This is a genomic window from Stenotrophomonas riyadhensis (genome assembly GCF_040256885.1).
Classification (GTDB): Bacteria; Pseudomonadota; Gammaproteobacteria; order Xanthomonadales; family Xanthomonadaceae; genus Stenotrophomonas; species Stenotrophomonas riyadhensis.
The window spans coordinates 1161328-1178293 of record NZ_CP155568.1 but is presented as its reverse complement, the minus strand read 5'-3'; the positions used below and the strand labels follow the sequence as shown (position 1 = coordinate 1178293).

Genomic DNA, 16966 nt, shown 5'->3' with positions numbered 1-16966 from the left:
CGTGTGGAAATCCAGGGCGGCGGACCGATCATCCGCCGCCCTGTCAGCTTACGGCGCCTTGTCCTTGCCGGCCGCAGGTGCAGTCGTTGCGGTCTTGCCGCCCAGGCTGCGTGACAGGAAGGCCAACAGCTTGCCGTAGTACTCGCTGCGATGGGCCTCGGTGTAGAAGCCGTGGCCTTCGGTCTTGTAGTACAGGCTTTCCACCGGCGTGCCGGCACGCTTGAGCGCCGCTTCCATGCGCTCCGTGTGCTGGATCGGCGCGCGCTTGTCTTCGCCACCGGCCGCGAGGAACACCGGCACCTTTATCCGCTCGGCCAGGTTCACCGGCGACACCGCGCCCAGTTTGGCCGGGTCCCCCAGCCATTCGCGCAGGTAGGTCACGCCTGAACCGCGGTCCTGGATGTCACCGCGGGTATACATCATCGGCAGGTCGTAGACGCCGACATAACCGGCCGCGCACTGGTACAGCCCCGGTTCGCGGGCAGCGCCCATCATCGCCGAGTAGGCCCCGTAGCTGGCGCCGTAGATGCAGATGCGACGGCCGTCGGCGATGCCTTCGCTGATCGCCCAGCGGGTGGCATCGGTGACGTCGTCCTGCATCGCCGCCCCCCACTGCTGCGCACCGGCCTGGGTGTGGGCCCGGCCGTAGTTGCCTGACCCGCGGAAGTTGACCTGCAGCACGGCATAACCGGCGGCGGCCAGCATCTGCGTTTCGCGGTCGTACTGGCCGGAATCGAAGATGTCGAACGGGCCACCATGCGGCATCACCACCATCGGCAGGTTGCGCCCGTCGCTGCCGGCCGGCAGGGTCAGGAAGCCGTGCAACGGCAGGCCGTCGCGGGCCTTCAAGGCAATCGACCGCACGCTGGCGCTGCGGTCCACGTCGATCCACTCACTGCGGCTGATCAGGTGGTCGGCCTTGCGCGCGACTGTGTCATACACGTAGAAATCGCCCGGATTGGTGCCTGACCAGGTTTCCACCAGCACGACACGCCCATCGCGGGTGCTGGAGGTGATGTAGACCGCGCCGCCGAATGCCGCCTCCAGGCTGCGGTACAAGCGCGCCTCCGGCGACTTCTCGTCGAAGAAGCGGGTGCGCGGCGTATCGCCCAGATACAACGCACCGACCGGCACGTGGGTCCCGGGCCGATGGATGATCCGGTACGGATTGACCATCTCGTCACGCAACAGCGTCGCGCGCTCGCCGGTCTGCGGATTCCAGCTGATGATCGCATTGGGGCCCTGTGCCTGCTCGGCATTGAGATAGGCCACGCTGCCATCAGCGGAGAAGCCGATGGCGGTTTCGATGCGCTTGCTGACGGCTTCGTCGTTGATCAGCTTCCAGTTGTCGCCGGAACGTTCACGGAAGTAGAGCTTGTTGACGTTGTCACTGCCGGCGCCATGCACGAAGCGGACCTCGCCCGCACCGTCGGTGGTGAACTCGCCGCGCCTTACCGGTGAAGACGCGACCCGCGAGCGACGCCCGCTGGTCACATCCATGCGATCGACGCGGGTGAATGGATCTTCCGACAGTGGCCAGACAGTGACCAGCACGTTGCGCTCATCATCTGGCAGGTCATCGGCCAGGAACGCGGCAACGGCCTCCACCTTCTTCGGTTGGATCCGCGTGCCCGGCCCCTTGCTTTCCACCCGGTAGCCCACCAGCAGCTCGCCGCGGTTGCCATTGGCATTGATCGCATAGAGCTCGCCGGTGGGATTGGGCTGGTCGAGCGAGCCCCATTTCTGGGCCAGCCCGATCAGCAGTCGCTCGTCACTGACCCAATCGAACTCGTAGGCATGATTCTTGTCCGGTGGCCGGAAATTGCCGACCATCTGTTTGTCCTTGAGACGCAGCACCACGATCGCGGTGGCATCCTCCAGCGGCACGGTCGCCGCCACGTACTCGCCCGTCGGTGAAATCTTGATGTCGGTGAAGGCTTCCTGCCGCACGTACTGCGACAGGTCCACCGCACCCGCGCCGCCGATCGCAACGCACCCCAGGGCGGCCAATGCGGCCGCCAGTATCGTCCTGCGCATCCTTCCCCCTGCTCCTGCGGACACCTTGTCCTGATGGCGGATTCTAGGCAGGCTTCTGCAGTCCCTGCCAGAGGCAGACGGGACAACGCGGAAAAAACGACGGCACCGTTGCCGGTGCCGTCGTTACCACTACCTTGGAGAGAGAGTCAGGACGTGGGTTCGGGGGGCGTGCGCCGGGTCAGTGGACCCCGCGCACCGCCAACATGAGGGCCAGGATGCTGAGGATCACGGCGATGGTGCCGTCGAGCACGCGCCAGGTGCTGGGCTTGGTGAACAGCGGCGCCAGCAGGCGTGCACCCAGGCCCTGCGCGGTCAGCCACAGGCAGCTGGCAGTGACCACGCCGGCGGCGAAGGCCATGCGGGCGTTGCCGAAGTTCTCGGCGATGGAGCCGATCACCATCATGTCCAGCCAGAAGTGCGGGTTGATCAGCGAAAAGCCGACCGCGGCCATCAGCACCGCGCGGCGGCTGCCGTCGTCGCTGTCAGCCTCGCCCATGCCGCCGCCACCGGCGATCGCACGGCGTGCCGACTTCATTGCGTACCAGGCCAGGAACGCCACGCCGGTCCACAGCACGGCGGTGGTCAGCCACGGCAGCGCCGAAGTGAGCGTGCGCAGGCCGGCCACGCTGGCAAAGATGAAGATCGCATCGATGGCCGCACAGGTGGCGACCACCGGCACGATGTGCTTGCGCAGGATGCCCTGGCGCAGAATGAAGGCGCTCTGGGCGCCGACCACGGCGAACAGGCCGATGCCGGTAGCTGCACCAGAGAACCAGGCACCGAGGCCGGTGCTGGCGGAGATGACCGAGAACATGGGATTCACTGCCTTGTATTGCTTGGGGGGACGGTGCCTCGCGAAGGCGGACAGCACCGGAACAGGCGCCATTGTCGCGCCGCAACATGAAAAAGACGAGCTAAACTTCCTAAACCAACATTAGCGGAACTTAATTCGATGCGTATCGACCATGCCCAGCTGCGCGCCCTCGCCGCAGTGATCCGCGAAGGCAGCTTCGACCGCGCCGCACAGTCGCTGAATGTCACGCCGTCAGCCATCTCGCAGCGGGTCAAGGCGCTGGAGGATCGGGTCGGCCGCCTGCTGGTCAAGCGCGGCACCCCGGCCACCGCGACCGCCGAGGGCCAGGTACTGGTGCAGCTGGCCGAGCAGACCGCTCTGCTCGAACACGACGCGCTGCACCGGATGGGCCTGGCTGACGAAGACCTGCCGCAGGCCAGCATCCCGGTGGCGGTGAACCATGACAGCCTGGAAACCTGGTTCCCGCAGGCCGCCTCGCAGTTCGCGCAGAGCACCGGCACCACGCTGGACCTGCGCGTGGAAGACCAGGACCACACCGTTGAACTGCTGCGCCAGGGCACGGTGCTGGGCGCGGTGACCACGCTGGACGAGCCGGTGCAGGGGTGCCAGATCCACGCCCTGGGCAGCATCCGCTACGCGGCGACCTGTACCCCCGAGTTCCGTGAGCGCCACTTCGCCAAGGGTGTGACCGCACAAGCGCTGGCGCAGGCACCGGTGCTGGTGTTCAACCGCAAGGACGAAATGCAGTCGCGCTTCGCCCGACGGATGGCGGGCGACGACCTGCCCAGCACCGCGCCGACCTGGTGGATTCCCTCCACCCGCGCGTTCGTGCAGGCCAACCTGGGCGGCATGGGCTGGACCATGAACCCCCTGCCCCTGGTCAAGCGGCATCTGGACGCCGGCCGCCTGGTCTATGTGCGCCAGCGCGCGTGGGAAGACGTGCCGCTGTACTGGCAGCACTGGAAGGGCGACGTACAGACCATGGCCCTGCTGACCCGCGCGGTGCTGGACGCCTCCTCTGCGCTGATCCGGCGCAAGCGTTGAGCGAAAGCCGCTAAAAGGGGACGGAGGGGATTAAGTCGTTTAAGACCCAAACGACATATCAGGCAAAGACGACTTAATCCCCTCCGTCCCCTTTTTGCTCCATCCAATCTCCACGAAGCCTCCACACCGGGTCCATGCGTGATGCGGATACTGGCGGGCCGATCATTGCAAGGATGCCCTGCATGCCCATCTCGGTCCGCGATGCCCACCCCGACGATGCCGCCGCCTGCATCGACCTGCGCGGGCGTACCCGCGAGAATGCCTTCAGTGCTGCACAACTGGCACAGCTGGGCATCACCGCTCAGACGTGGGCCGAAGGCATCTCGGCCGGTGATTTCATCGGCCGCGTCGCCCGGGAAGGCGAGCGCATGGCCGGCTACTGCTTCGCCGACCGCGACAGCGGCGAGGTGCTGGTGCTGGCCCTGCTGCCGGACTACGAAGGCCGCGGCATCGGCCGCCAGCTGCTGCAGGAAGTGGTCAGCCTGACCCGCGATGCCGGCCACCAACGCTTATTCCTGGCCTGCTCGGCCGACCCGCGTTCGCGCTCGCACGGCTTCTACCGCCGGCTGGGCTGGCGCCCGACCGGGCAGATCGATGACGCCGGCGATGAGATTCTCGAACTGCCCTGACACCCGGCCATGAAGGTGGCCGGATGCCGTCCCGCCAGGCTCAACCGCCTGCTGTCCGATCCTGATCTGGCGCGTCGAACACCAGCAACATACCGAAGGTCGGAGCTGGCAGACTCAGCGCGGCGTGCTGCCGGCCGGGTCGGTGATGTGCAGCTCGCTGCTGACGATGCGGGCCTGCCCGCCGCGCACACCGGGGGTCAGGTTGACGCTGAACACCGCCGACACATCGATCGGGCGCAGGGCGAAACCGCTGATTTCCGACGGCAGGATGCGCCATGGGAACCGGAAGGACTGCCCCGGCCGCAGCGTCTGCGGTGACTTCAACAGGCGCGCATCGGGCGGGTTGATGGCCAGCGACGTTTCCTTGCCGGAATGGCGGTCCACCAGCTTCACGCTGGGCCCGCGCCGGCGGTAGAACTCGGCCGGCACCTGCACGTCCTCGCTGCCGGCATTGCGTAGTTCCAGTTCCACGCGGATGTCCTCGCCGAGGAAATGGCAGGGAGCATTGTCGATGCAGCGCACGTGGAGTTCGATCATGGTGGGCGTTTCCTGGCTGGATGCGGTGAAAGGCATGGCGGCAAGCACGAGGGCGAGCGACATCATGAGACGGTGCATGTGATCTCCCGGGCGATCTCGCGGGTCAGCAGCTCCTGTACCTCGCGTCCGATGTTGTAACAGTGGCGCGGCCGGGTCACGCTGCAGTCCACGCTGGACATGATGGTCGCCAGCGGGTCGCTGTCTTCGCGGAATTCCGGCGCATGCACCTCTTCGGTGTCCAGCGTACCGCTGGGAAGGAAGAACTTCACGATGCCATCGTTTGCCACGGCCGCATCATCGTATTCGTCCGGCAGCCCCAGGCAGTGCCCGTACTCATGCGCATAGGTCCACGGCGTCGTGTCCACCGACGCATAGAGGACGCTGTCGCTGACCATCTCACGTTCGTAGACATCGTGCAGCAGCACCGAATAGTCCTGCCCGCTGTCGACGAAATCAATGTCATAACGCACGGGGAAGGTCCGCGTGCCGCACTGGGGATCGGCCACGGTGATGGTGAACTGGTTGTTCCAGTGCCGCTTGATACCGTCGCGCAGGCGCTGCTTCGCCTCTGCCACCTGGGCGGCACTGACGCGCCCTTTGGTCGTCACCCGGAAGCGGCTGGTCACTACGATGTCGCCGCCGCTCTTGAGCGGCACGTCGACGCGGAAGCTGGCGTGGAGCTCATACTCGTACCGGGCGCCATCAGGCGCATAGCCTTCGAAGTAGCGTCCGTCCGGCGACTGCGACACCTGGGTGGAATGATCCTTCACCCAGCACTGCGGTGCCTGGGTACCCGGAGGCGCGAAGCCTGGCGTCTGCAGCTGCGGCTTCTTCAGCAGCATCTTGGCCGCCGAGGCCACCGCAGCCATCGCCGCGCCGCCGCCGCTGCCTCCACCACCGCCCGCCACATGCGCCCGCTGCTGCTTGCCGGCCATCAGCGTGCAGCCACAGCTGGCCTTGTCGCCATCGCGGGCCACCGGCTGGCCGTCGATGACCAGAGTGCTGTCGCCGGACACGATGGAGCCCGGCCCGTGGCGACTGCAGATCACCCGGTCGCCAACCCGTGCCACTGCACGGCCTTCGATGTCGGTGTGCGGTGAACCCGTAAGCACCGAACCGCCCGTCTGCAGGGCGTCACCTACCACGATCAGCATCCGTGACATCGTCATTCGGCCCCTCCATGGCCGTGTCTTGTGTGGAAGCAACCACCAAGTGTACCCGGACAGCTCCGGCCACAGGATGATGCATTGCACAAAAACAGGACCGGTTCCGGTTAGAATCGTCGCCAGGATGGCGCAACGCGTTGTTTCTTCACGCCCTTTCCCTGCTTGATGCGCATCCTGAACTCCTCCCCTCCGCCAACGATCCCGCCCCCATGAAGAAATTTGGCAAGGCCCTGCTCGCCCTGCTCGTGCTGCTGTTGCTGGCCGCCGCGCTGTTCCTGTACTGGCCACTGACTCAGCGCTCGGTGCCCGCCGCCAGCAACGACAAGCCCGTCGACGTTGTGCTGGTCGGCGCCGGCATCATGAGCATCACCCTGGCCACCTACCTGCAGGAACTGCAGCCGGACTGGAACATCCAGGTCTACGAACGCCTCGACGGCGTCGCCGGTGAAAGCTCCGATGGCTGGAACAACGCCGGCACCGGCCACTCGGCATTCGCCGAACTGAACTACACCCCGGAACTGCCCGACGGCAGCATCGAGACCAAGCGCGCGGTCGGCATCGCCGAATCGTTCGAGGTCTCGCGCCAGTTCTGGTCGCACCAGGTGAAGGAAGGCCGGCTGAGCCAGCCCAGCGACTTCATCAACCCGACCCCGCACATGAGCTTCGTCTGGGGTGATGACAACATCGCCTACCTGCACAAGCGCCAGCAGGCCCTGGTGAAGAACCCGCTGTTCTACGGCATGCAGTACTCCGAGGATCCGAAGCAGATCCAGCAGTGGGCCCCCCTGCTGATGGAAGGCCGTGACCCGAAGCAGAAGGTCGCCGCGACCTGGATGCCGCTCGGCACCGACGTCAACTTCGGCGTGATTACCCGGCAGCTGACCACCGGCCTGCAGCGCAGCCCGAACTTCAGCCTGCACCTGAATCATGAAGTGACCGCACTGCGGCAGAACGCCGACAAGAGCTGGAACGTGACGGTGAAGGACCTCAAGGCCGGCACCGAGACCACCACCCACACCCGCTTCGTGTTCATCGGTGCCGGTGGCGCCGCGCTGAAACTGCTGCAGATGTCGGGCATTCCGGAATCGAAGGACTACGCCGGCTTCCCGGTCGGTGGCCAGTTCCTCGCCTTCCAGGGCCAGGACGTGACCTCGCGCCATGGCGTGAAGGCCTACGGCATGGCCGAAACCGGTTCGCCGCCGATGTCGGTGCCGCACCTGGATGCGCGCAAGCTGGACGGCAAGCCGGTGGTCCTGTTCGGGCCGTTCGCGCTGTACAGCACCAAGTTCCTCAAGCACGGCTCGTGGTGGGACCTGTACTCCTCGGTCACCCACAACAACGTTGGCCCGATGCTGGAAGTGGGCAAGGACAACCTGGACCTGGTGCAGTACCTGATGGCCCAGGCACGCCTGAACGATGCCGATCGCCAGGCCGAACTGGTCAAGTACTTCCCCAATGCCAAGCCGGGCGACTGGAAGCTGGTCACCGCCGGCCAGCGCGTGCAGATCATCAAGCGCGATCCGTTGAAGGGCCCGGTGCTGCAGTTCGGTACCGAGATCGTGACCGACAAGGACCACACCATCGCCGCCCTGCTCGGTGCCTCGCCGGGTGCGTCGACCTCGCCGCCGATCATGCTGGACCTGATGGCCAAGGCCTTCCCGGACCAGATGAAGGCCGGCTGGGAAACCCGCCTGCGCGAGATCGTGCCCTCGTACGGGCGCAAGCTCAACGACAACGCGGCATTGGTCAACGAGATCCGCACGCTGACCAGCCAGACCCTGCACCTGCCGTACCTGGAGGTGCCGGTGGACGCCAATGCGGCGGCTCCTGCCCCGGCGGTGGTGCCTGCAGCGGTTCCGGCACCGGCCAAGGAAAAGCGCAATGCCGACGAGGAACTGCAGGCGCTGTAAGTCCGCGCGTTCCTTTCGATGCAGACGGACGGCCACCTTCGGGTGGCCGTTTGTTTTTGTGCGAGGTGGGTCGGATCCCCCCCGCACGGGAGGGCTCTGACCTGCGCTTGTGCGCCGACGATGGGGTCAGAGCCCATTGCCTACGGCAACGGGATCCGATCCCGGCCCGCCACTGCTCTGCGCCGGAAAGCCCCTGCACAACGACGCGAATTGTAATGTTGTTACGAATTATTTACATTTGCATCCTGCGCAGTGACCGCGCCTCTCCCAGATGGACCTGACTGTGCCCGAAGCCGCCGCCCCGGGTGCTGGACGACTGTTGCCGCCCTTCCCGCCTCCACGCTTCGAGCCCACCATGTCCCTGATCCGCCCTACCCGCCTGCCCCGCCGCGCGCTGCTGCCGGCTGCCCTGCTTTCGTCGCTGACCCTGCTGGCCGCGCCCAGCGCATTCGCTGCCGCCGACGGCGCTGCCGATGCCAAGACCCTGGACCGGGTCAGCGTGCGTGCCGATCAGTCGGCGCCGCCTGCCAGCACCACCCGTCTGCCGATCACCCTGCAGGAAACCCCGCAGTCGGCCACCGCGATCAGCCTGAAGCGCCTGCAGGACGAATCGCTGTTCAGCATCAACGATGTGATGCGCAACGTGACCGGCGTCAGCGTGTCCTTCTATGACACCCAGCGCCCGCTGTACTACGCACGCGGCTTCGCCATCACCGACTTCCAGGTCGATGGCATTCCCACCTACAGCGGTTCCACCAACCAGGAATACGACACCGCTTTCTACGACCGCATCGAAGTGATCCGCGGTGCCAACGGCCTGCTCAGCGGCGCCGGCGTGCCGTCGGCCACCGTCAACCTGCTGCGCAAGCGCCCGGGCAAGGAATTCGATGCGTCGTTCGCGGTCAGTGCCGGCAGCTGGGATTACCGCCGCATGGAGGCCGACGTGACCGCACCGCTGACCGCCGATGGTCGCTTCCGCAGCCGCGTGGTCGCCGCCTATACCGATCGCGGGCTGTATTACGACCGCTACGACGAGAACAAGATGGCCGGTATGGCGGTACTGGAGGGCGACCTCACCGACAGCACCACGATCACCCTGGGTTACCAGAGCCAGGACAACAACCCCACCGGCTCGACCTGGGGCACCGTGCCGTTCTTCGACAACCAGGGCAATTTCGCGCATCTGCCGCGCTCGACCAACCTGTCGCCGAAGTGGAGCTACTGGAAGCGCGAGAGCAATACCGCCTTCGCCAACCTGGAACAGCGCTTCGGCGACAACTGGCTGTTGAAGATCAACACCGCCTACACCCGCGGCAACGTGCAGAACGTGCGCCTGTACGGCACCGGCAACCCGGACCCGGTGACCGGCTCGGGCATCTTCCTGCGTGCTGCCGCCGGTGATTCGAAGGACACCCGCCGCAACGTCGATGCCTACCTGACCGGCAGCTTCGATCTGTTCGGCCGTGACCACGACGTGACCCTCGGCGCACAGTGGTCGGACCTGGAAGGCACCACCAACACCCTGGCGCTGAACTTCCCGAACGATTGGGCACGCTGCGGCGGCGAGCGCTGCTACTACATCCCCAACGTGTACAACTGGAACGGCGACATCTCCGAGGTGACCTACCGCCGCACCGGCGCGCGCCGCGTGGCCAAGACCACGCAGAGTGGTGTCTACCTGGCCACCCGCCTGCGCCTGGCCGATCCGCTGTCGCTGATTGCCGGCGCGCGCCTGAGCCGCTGGGAAACCCTCAGCCGCTCCTACAACGCCGCAGGCGCCTATACCGGCACCAGCGGTGCGTACAAGGTGAGTGATGAAGTCACCCCGTACGTAGGCCTGGTCTACGACATCACCCCGAACGTCTCGGCGTATGCCAGCTACACCGAGATCTTCAATCCGCAGAACTTCAAGGACCGCAACGAGAACCTGCTGGCACCGGTACAGGGCTCGAACCTGGAAGCGGGCATCAAGACCCAATGGCTCGATGGCCGCCTGACCGCAAATGCCGCCGTGTTCGAGGCCAAGCAGGACAACTACGCGGTGCGTGACATGGGCGTGCCGGAGGGTTCGCTGAGCGATGGCACCTCCGCCTACATCGGCGTCAACGGCACCAAGGCGCGCGGCTGGGAAATGGACGTCAACGGCGAGATCCTGCCGGGCTGGACGGTCAATGCCGGCTACACCCACGTCAAGGTGACCCGCGCCGCCACCGATCTGCTGTACGCCAACCCGCCGAAGGATCTGTTGCAGCTCAACACCCAGCTGCAGCTGCGCGGCGCGCTGGAACGCCTGAGCATTGGCGGTGGCGTGCAGTGGCAGAGCAAGGTGCAGGGCTACAACATCGCCTACCCGCTGGGCGGCACGGTGACGGTGAACCAGCCGGCGTACACGCTGGTGCAGTTCAACGCCAACTACCGCATCAGCGACAACTGGACGGCAACCCTGAGCGTGCGCAACGCGCTGGACAAGACCTACTGGGCCAACCTGGACTACAACAACTACGGCGAACCACGCTTCGTGTCGGCCAGCCTGCGCTGGAAGTTCTGAGCAACCGGAAACGGTAGAGCCGGCCGCTGGCCGGCTCCATTCGATGTATCGATGACGAGGAGCCGGCCAGCGGCCGGCACTACCCGGATCGGTACGGGTCATCTTCCATTTCAGTCTGAATGGGCCCGCCTCCGCGCGGGCCCTTCTTTTTGCTGCAGTGCGGGTTGCATACCCATCTGTAATTATGCCGTAATTAAATCGACGCCAATCGGAAGCCGGTCGATGAACCCGAGCTGGGATACGTTGGAACGCAGCCGCCAGGCCCGCCTGGAACGTGCCGCGCCGTGGGCCCGGGGACGTGAGGTCGCCGCCACCAACGTGGGCGAGCTGCTGCATGCGCTGCTGGAGCCAGGCGACAAGGTCTGCCTGGAGGGCAACAACCAGAAACAGGCCGACTTCCTCGCCCAGGCCCTGGCCGGACTCGACCCCGCGCGGGTGCATGACCTGCACATGGTGCAGTCGGTGCTGTCGCTGCCCTCGCACCTGGATGTATTCGAACGCGGTATAGCGTCGAAACTGGACTTCTCGTTCTCCGGCCCGCAATCGGTGCGGTTGGCCAACCTGGTGGCCGAAGGGCGCATCCAGATCGGTGCCATCCACACCTACCTGGAACTGTTCGGCCGCTACTTCATCGACCTGACCCCGCGCGTGGCGCTGGTCGCCGCCCAGGCCGCCGATCGCCACGGCAATCTCTACACCGGCCCGAACACCGAAGACACCCCGGTGATCGTCGAAGCCACCGCGTTCGGTGGCGGCATCGTCATCGCACAGGTCAACGAGATCGTCGACACCCTGCCCCGCGTCGACATTCCCGCTGACTGGGTCAACTTCGTGGTGCAGGCGCCGAAGCCGAACCATATCGAACCGCTGTTCACCCGCGACCCGGCACAGATCTCCGAGATCCAGGTGCTGATGGCGATGATGGCGATCAAGGGCATCTACGCCGAGTACGGTGTGAACCGCCTCAACCATGGCATCGGCTTCGACACGGCGGCCATCGAACTGCTGCTGCCGACCTACGCCGAATCGCTCGGCTTGAAGGGAAAGATCTGCCAGCACTGGGCGCTCAATCCACACCCCGCGCTGATTCCGGCGATCGAATCGGGCTTCGTCAAGTCGGTGCATTCGTTCGGCTCCGAACTGGGCATGGAGAAGTACATCGCCGCACGCAGCGATGTGTTCTTCACCGGTGCCGACGGCTCGATGCGCTCCAACCGCGCGTTCTCGCAGACCGCCGGCCTGTATGCCTGCGACATGTTCATCGGTTCGACATTGCAGATCGACCTGCAGGGCAACAGCTCCACCGCCACCCGCGACCGCATCGCCGGCTTCGGTGGCGCACCGAACATGGGCTCCGATGCACGTGGCCGCCGCCATGCCAGCGAGGCCTGGATCAAGGCCGGCCAGCAGGCCGCACGCCCCGGTGACATGCCACGCGGGCGCAAGCTGGTGGTGCAGATGGTGGAGACGTTCCGCGAGCACATGGCGCCAGCCTTCGTCGATCGCCTCGATGCCTGGGACCTGGCCGAGCGCGCCGGCATGCCGCTGCCGCCGGTGATGATCTACGGCGACGACGTCAGCCATGTGCTGACCGAGGAAGGCATCGCCAACCTGCTGCTGTGCCGCACCCCGGAAGAACGCGAACAGGCCATCCGCGGCGTGTCCGGCTACACCGCCGTGGGCCTGGGCCGCGACCGCGCGATGGTGGAGAACCTGCGCGACCGCGGCGTGATCCGCCGTCCCGATGACCTCGGCATCTCCGTACGCGATGCCAGCCGCGACCTGCTGGCGGCACGTTCGGTGAAGGATCTGGTGCGCTGGTCCGGCGGTCTGTACGACCCACCCAAGCGCTTCCGCAACTGGTAAGGGGCTGAGCATGGAAACCCTCGACTATCGATTCGAAGGACGCCCCCCGGTGCAGTTCCCGCGCGATGCGGTACTGGTCGGCGTACTGGCCTCGGGCAACCTGGAAATCCTGCTGGAGCCGGCCGCACTGGACGGCGCGATGACGGTGCGCATCATCACCGCCGCACAGGGCTTTGGCCGCGTCTGGGAAGCGGTGATCGGCGATTTCGCACAGCGCCATCCGCTGCGCGATGTACGCATCTCGATCAACGATGCCGGCGCCACGCCGGCGGTGGTCAGCCTGCGCCTGGACCAGGCGGTGGAAACGCTGCTTGCTGGAGATCCACGATGAACCGGACGCAGCGCCACAGCTACTACGAAGCCGACGCGCGCGAGCGTATCGCCGGCCTGGCCGACGCCGGTTCGTTCCGTGAATTCCTCGGCCCGGCACGGCGGATGATGAGCCCACACCTGGCCCAGCTCGACCAGCCCGCGGCATTCGACGATGGCATCGTCGTCGGTGAAGCCACGCTGCGCGGCAAACGCGTACTGCTGGCCGCACAGCAGGGTGAATTCATGGGCGGGGGCGTGGGCGAGGTGCACGGCGCCAAGCTCACTGGCCTGCTGCGCCGCGCAGCCGCGACCCGGCCCGAAGGCGTACTGCTGCTGCTCGATACCGGCGGCGTGCGCCTGCACGAAGCCAACGCGGGATTGATCGCCATTTCCGAGATCATGCGCGCCACGCTGCATGCGCGCGCTGCAGGCGTCCCCGTGGTGGCGCTGATCGGCAGCGGCAACGGCGCATTCGGTGGCATGGGCATCGTCGCCCGCTGCTGCAGCACGGTGATCATGTCCGAGGAAGGCCGGCTGTCGCTGTCCGGGCCGGAAGTGATCGAGACCGTGCGTGGCGTGGAAGAGTTCGATTCCCGCGATCGTGCGCTGGTCTGGCGCGTAACGGGGGGCAAGCACCGCTACCTGATCGACCAGGCACAGGTGCTGGTGCCCGATGCCATCGAGGCGTTCGCACAGGCGGCATTCGATGCGCTGCAGCCGGACACGGCCAGCACCGATACAGATGCCGCATTGGATGCGCTGCAGGGACGCCATGCTGCACTGAAAGCGCGCGTGCAGGCCTGGGGCGGGTGCCGCGATGGTCTTGAGATCTGGGCGTTGCTTGGCATCGCCGAACCCCAGCGGCTGCCGCTGCTGGACACCGACGATTTCCTCGCCGCCACCGCCGATCGGAGCCTGCCATGAGTATTCCGCTGCACGCGCTGCTCGATGCCCTGTTCCCGCGTGGCCACGCCGTTGACGTGGAGGACTCGGTACTGACCGGAACCGCCATCACCGACGACGGCGAGGTGACCGTGATCGGCACCGCCGACAAGCTCGAAGTCGGCGTGGACCACGCACTGGCGCTGGCCGAAACGGTGCTGGCCAGCACCGCCGCGCATCCACGGCGACCGATCGTGATGCTGGTCGACACCGCCGGCCAGCGCCTGGCGCGCCGCGACGAACTGCTCGGCATCAATGGCTGTTTCGCGCACCTGGCGCAGACGCTGGATCTGGCACGCCGACGGGGTGCGCGACTGGTCACGCTGGTCTACGGTGAATCGGTCAGTGGTGGCTTCCTCTCGTTCGGGCTGATGGCCGACCACATCCATGCCCTGCCCGACGCCCAGGTGCGGGTGATGGACCTGCGCGCGATGGCGCGGGTGACCAAGCAGCCGCTGGAGAAACTGCAGGCGCTGAGCCAGACCTCGCCGGTGTTCGCACCGGGCGTGGAAAACTACGTGGCGATGGGCGCGGTGGATTCGATCTGGAGCGGCGACCTCGCCGCACACCTGCTGCAGGCGCTGCGTACGCCCACCGATGGCGACCGCCGCGCCGTGCAGGGTGCCGAACGTGGCGGTCGCATGCTGGCCGCACGCGTGGCTGCAGCCGTGAGCCAGGGCGATGCCTGAGCGGCTGCCACGCCATACGCTGGTCTGGTTGCCAGCGCACGCCCGCTGGCAGGCGGACATCGCCGCGCATGAGCCACGCTTGGGCGACTGGTTTGCGCAGGGGCTGCCCGCCATCGTCGCCCGGCGTGCCGCCGACGATGCCGATCCCCGCCTGCGCCTCGGCGTGCCGCTGCCACCCGCCGAGGGCAAACTGCGCCTGGCCCTGCGCGTGCCGGCACACGATGTGCTGCGCACCGCGCCGCCACCGACGCTGCAGGCGGTGCTGGAAGGCGACCTTGTGCAGGACTGGCAGCACCCGCTGCAGGCGCTGCAGGACATCGCTGCAGCGCGCGTATTCGGTGCCTTCGCATGGCAGCACCTCACGGGCCTGCACTATGTGCACGCGCGCTCGGACATCGATCTGCTGTGGCGGATCGACACCGCCGCACAGGCCGATGCCCTGGTCGCACGGCTGCAGGCATGGGAGACCGAACACGGCCGGCGGGTCGATGGCGAGCTGTGCCTGGCCGGCGACGCCGCCGTGAACTGGCGGGAATACGCGGGACGCAGCCGCGAGGTACTGGTCAAGCGCCCCGAAGGCGCTGCACTGGAACTGCGCGAGTGCTTGTTCGCCCCCGCCGGGGTGAGCGCATGAACGCCGTCGTGCAACCGGCGGTCAGGCCGGCAGCTGCCGTGGACAGCGCGCGCCTGGGCCGCCTCGCCGTCGCCAGCCTGCATGCGGAACTGGCACTGGCACCCAAGCCCGGGCTGGTCACACCCTTCAACCGCGGCAGCCATCACGACATGGACGCCGGCACGTTCCTGCGCAGCCTGTTCGCGCTGCGCCACTATTTCGCTGCCGTGGCACACCTCGGTGCCGCTGGGGCGGACTTCGGTGCCCTGCGCCGACGTGGCATCGCCGCCGAAGCCGCGATGCTGCGCGCGACCGCCGGGATCAATACCCATCGTGGCGCGATCTTCAGCCTCGGCCTGCTGGTAGCGGCCGCCGCGGCCTGCCGCTCCCGCCTGGGCCATGCCGCCACGGGTGAGCAGGTCTGCCTGGAGGTACGTCGTTGGGCTGCGGATTTCGCGCACGCGCCACTGGATGCAGGCAGCCCCGGCCAGCGCGCGCGCGCCCTGCACAAGGTGCCAGGCGTGCGCGAACAGGCCGCCGCCGGTTACCCGCTGTTGCGCGAGGTGGCGCTGCCCAGCCTGCGCCACGCGCTGGCCAGTGGCCTGCCACGCGAAGCCGCGATGTGCCACACGCTGATGCAGCTGGTCGCCCACACCGACGACCTCAACCTGCTGCATCGCGGTGGTGCGGAAGGCCTGCGCTGGGCGCGGCAGCAGGCCCACCGCTTCCTGGCCGAAGGTGGGGCTTTCGCGCACGATTGGCAGCCACGCCTGCAGCACATTGCCGATGCCTTCGTTGCGCGTCACCTGAGCCCCGGCGGCAGCGCCGACCTGCTTGCCTGCAGCCTGTTCCTGTTGCAGCAGGAGGGCGCATGAGCCTTGCCCTGCTCTGCCCCGGGCAAGGCGCGCAACATGCGGCGATGTTCGATCGCGTGCGCGACCTTGCCGGCGCGCGGCCGCTGCTCGATGCCACGGGCGAACTGCTGGGCCGCGATGTATTCGCCGCCGCGGCGGCCGACGACCGTTTCGACAATGTGCAGGCCCAGCCCCTGCTGTGCGCGGCCAGCCTGGCGCATTGGCAGGGCCTGCGCGACGTCTTGCCAACGCCGACGGTGATCGCGGGCTACAGCATCGGTGAGCTCGCCGCGCATGCCATCGCCGGCAGCTTCGATGCCACCACCTGCCTGGCACTGTCCGCGCAGCGCGCGCGCCTGATGGATGCCGCAACCCCGGAAGATGCCGGGCTCCAGGCAGTCCTGGGACTGGACCGCATTGCCACGCAGCGCTTGTGCGATACGCATGGCGCCTTCATCGCGATCGCCAATGGCCACGACCACTTCATCGTGGGTGGTGCATGGCGGTCGCTGCACGCGTTGGCGGCAGACGCGCAGGCGTGCGGCGCGGAAATCCGCCCATTGCCGGTCCATGTCCCCGCGCACACGCCGTTGCTGGCCAGCGCAGTGGCACCGTTTGCCGCCGCACTGGACGCTGCGCAGGTGCAGGCACCGCGACTGCCCCTGCTGGCCGGCGTCGATGCCCGCCCGGTGCGGGATCGCGCTGCAGTGGTGCACACGCTGTCGGCGCAACTGGCACAGACCATCGAATGGGCGCAGGTGATGCGCCAGGCCTTCGAGCGTGGCGCGCGGGTGTTCCTGCAGCTGGGCCCGGGCAATGCACTGGCGCGCATGGTCGCGCCGGCCTATCCGTGCTGCGAGGTGCGCGCGGTGGAAGAGTTCCAGAGCCTTGAAGGCGCCGCGGGCTGGGTCCGCAGTGCGCTGGAACGGCTGCAGTAACGGGTTCGAGCAGTACGTGTCACGCAACACGCCGTACGTCGCCTTACCCCGGGATGGCGGGTCTCCA

15 protein-coding genes are annotated in these 16966 nt (G+C 67.0%); 11 read left to right on the top strand and 4 right to left on the bottom strand.

Annotated features, from left to right (window positions below):
• Nucleotides 1-48: 48 nt before the first annotated feature.
• Together SriyCCGPB3_RS05540 and SriyCCGPB3_RS05535 are read right to left on the bottom strand one after the other, a co-directional pair.
• Nucleotides 49-2037, bottom strand: coding sequence for an alpha/beta hydrolase family protein (locus SriyCCGPB3_RS05540; protein ID WP_153856400.1), 1989 nt, complete (start codon nucleotides 2035-2037; stop codon nucleotides 49-51).
• Between the two features lie 178 nt (nucleotides 2038-2215).
• Nucleotides 2216-2851, bottom strand: coding sequence for a LysE/ArgO family amino acid transporter (locus tag SriyCCGPB3_RS05535; RefSeq protein ID WP_005415673.1), 636 nt, complete (start codon nucleotides 2849-2851; stop codon nucleotides 2216-2218).
• A gap of 138 nt (nucleotides 2852-2989) precedes the next feature.
• On the opposite strand from SriyCCGPB3_RS05535, the gene SriyCCGPB3_RS05530 reads away from it, so the two are divergent.
• Both SriyCCGPB3_RS05530 and SriyCCGPB3_RS05525 read left to right on the top strand, forming a co-directional pair.
• Nucleotides 2990-3895 carry a LysR family transcriptional regulator ArgP gene (locus SriyCCGPB3_RS05530; RefSeq protein WP_006424060.1) on the top strand — a complete coding sequence of 302 codons (906 nt, stop codon included), beginning with the start codon at nucleotides 2990-2992 and terminating at the stop codon, nucleotides 3893-3895.
• Nucleotides 3896-4077: 182 nt separating this feature from the next.
• Nucleotides 4078-4524: a GNAT family N-acetyltransferase gene (locus SriyCCGPB3_RS05525; protein ID WP_350259974.1), complete on the top strand. Its 447-nt coding sequence runs from the start codon at nucleotides 4078-4080 to the stop codon at nucleotides 4522-4524.
• 114 nt (nucleotides 4525-4638) lie between these two features.
• Here the strand turns inward: SriyCCGPB3_RS05525 and SriyCCGPB3_RS05520 are convergent, their stop codons facing one another.
• On the bottom strand, nucleotides 4639-5061 hold the full coding sequence (locus tag SriyCCGPB3_RS05520) for a hypothetical protein (protein ID WP_153856401.1): 423 nt from the start codon (nucleotides 5059-5061) through the stop codon (nucleotides 4639-4641).
• Nucleotides 5062-5123: 62 nt separating this feature from the next.
• Nucleotides 5124-6230 (bottom strand): PAAR domain-containing protein, encoded by a 1107-nt coding sequence (locus SriyCCGPB3_RS05515; protein ID WP_239496527.1) that lies wholly within the window; start codon nucleotides 6228-6230, stop codon nucleotides 5124-5126.
• A gap of 206 nt (nucleotides 6231-6436) precedes the next feature.
• On the opposite strand from SriyCCGPB3_RS05515, the gene mqo reads away from it, so the two are divergent.
• From mqo to mdcH, 9 genes are all read left to right on the top strand, one after another.
• Nucleotides 6437-8137, top strand: a complete 1701-nt coding sequence (gene mqo / locus SriyCCGPB3_RS05510; protein ID WP_153856402.1) for a malate dehydrogenase (quinone) — start codon at nucleotides 6437-6439, stop codon at nucleotides 8135-8137.
• A gap of 355 nt (nucleotides 8138-8492) precedes the next feature.
• On the top strand, nucleotides 8493-10685 hold the full coding sequence (locus SriyCCGPB3_RS05505; protein ID WP_153856403.1) for a TonB-dependent siderophore receptor: 2193 nt from the start codon (nucleotides 8493-8495) through the stop codon (nucleotides 10683-10685).
• Between the two features lie 222 nt (nucleotides 10686-10907).
• Nucleotides 10908-12551 (top strand): malonate decarboxylase subunit alpha, encoded by a 1644-nt coding sequence (gene mdcA / locus SriyCCGPB3_RS05500; RefSeq protein WP_153856404.1) that lies wholly within the window; start codon nucleotides 10908-10910, stop codon nucleotides 12549-12551.
• Between the two features lie 10 nt (nucleotides 12552-12561).
• Complete coding sequence (gene mdcC, locus SriyCCGPB3_RS05495) at nucleotides 12562-12882, top strand: malonate decarboxylase acyl carrier protein (RefSeq protein WP_350259973.1); 321 nt, start codon at nucleotides 12562-12564, stop codon at nucleotides 12880-12882.
• The gene (locus SriyCCGPB3_RS05490) at nucleotides 12879-13787 is read left to right on the top strand and encodes a biotin-independent malonate decarboxylase subunit beta (RefSeq protein ID WP_153856405.1); all 909 of its coding nucleotides are present in this window, start codon (nucleotides 12879-12881) and stop codon (nucleotides 13785-13787) included. The genes mdcC and SriyCCGPB3_RS05490 overlap by 4 nt, the downstream gene beginning before the upstream one ends.
• A gap of 2 nt (nucleotides 13788-13789) precedes the next feature.
• On the top strand, nucleotides 13790-14494 hold the full coding sequence (gene mdcE / locus SriyCCGPB3_RS05485) for a biotin-independent malonate decarboxylase subunit gamma (RefSeq protein ID WP_324187356.1): 705 nt from the start codon (nucleotides 13790-13792) through the stop codon (nucleotides 14492-14494).
• On the top strand, nucleotides 14487-15128 hold the full coding sequence (gene mdcG, locus SriyCCGPB3_RS05480; RefSeq protein WP_153856407.1) for a malonate decarboxylase holo-[acyl-carrier-protein] synthase: 642 nt from the start codon (nucleotides 14487-14489) through the stop codon (nucleotides 15126-15128). The genes mdcE and mdcG overlap by 8 nt, the downstream gene beginning before the upstream one ends.
• Nucleotides 15125-15982, top strand: coding sequence for a triphosphoribosyl-dephospho-CoA synthase MdcB (gene mdcB / locus SriyCCGPB3_RS05475; protein WP_153856408.1), 858 nt, complete (start codon nucleotides 15125-15127; stop codon nucleotides 15980-15982). The genes mdcG and mdcB overlap by 4 nt, the downstream gene beginning before the upstream one ends.
• Nucleotides 15979-16899, top strand: a complete 921-nt coding sequence (gene mdcH, locus SriyCCGPB3_RS05470) for a malonate decarboxylase subunit epsilon (protein WP_153856409.1) — start codon at nucleotides 15979-15981, stop codon at nucleotides 16897-16899. The genes mdcB and mdcH overlap by 4 nt, the downstream gene beginning before the upstream one ends.
• Nucleotides 16900-16966 lie beyond the last annotated feature (67 nt).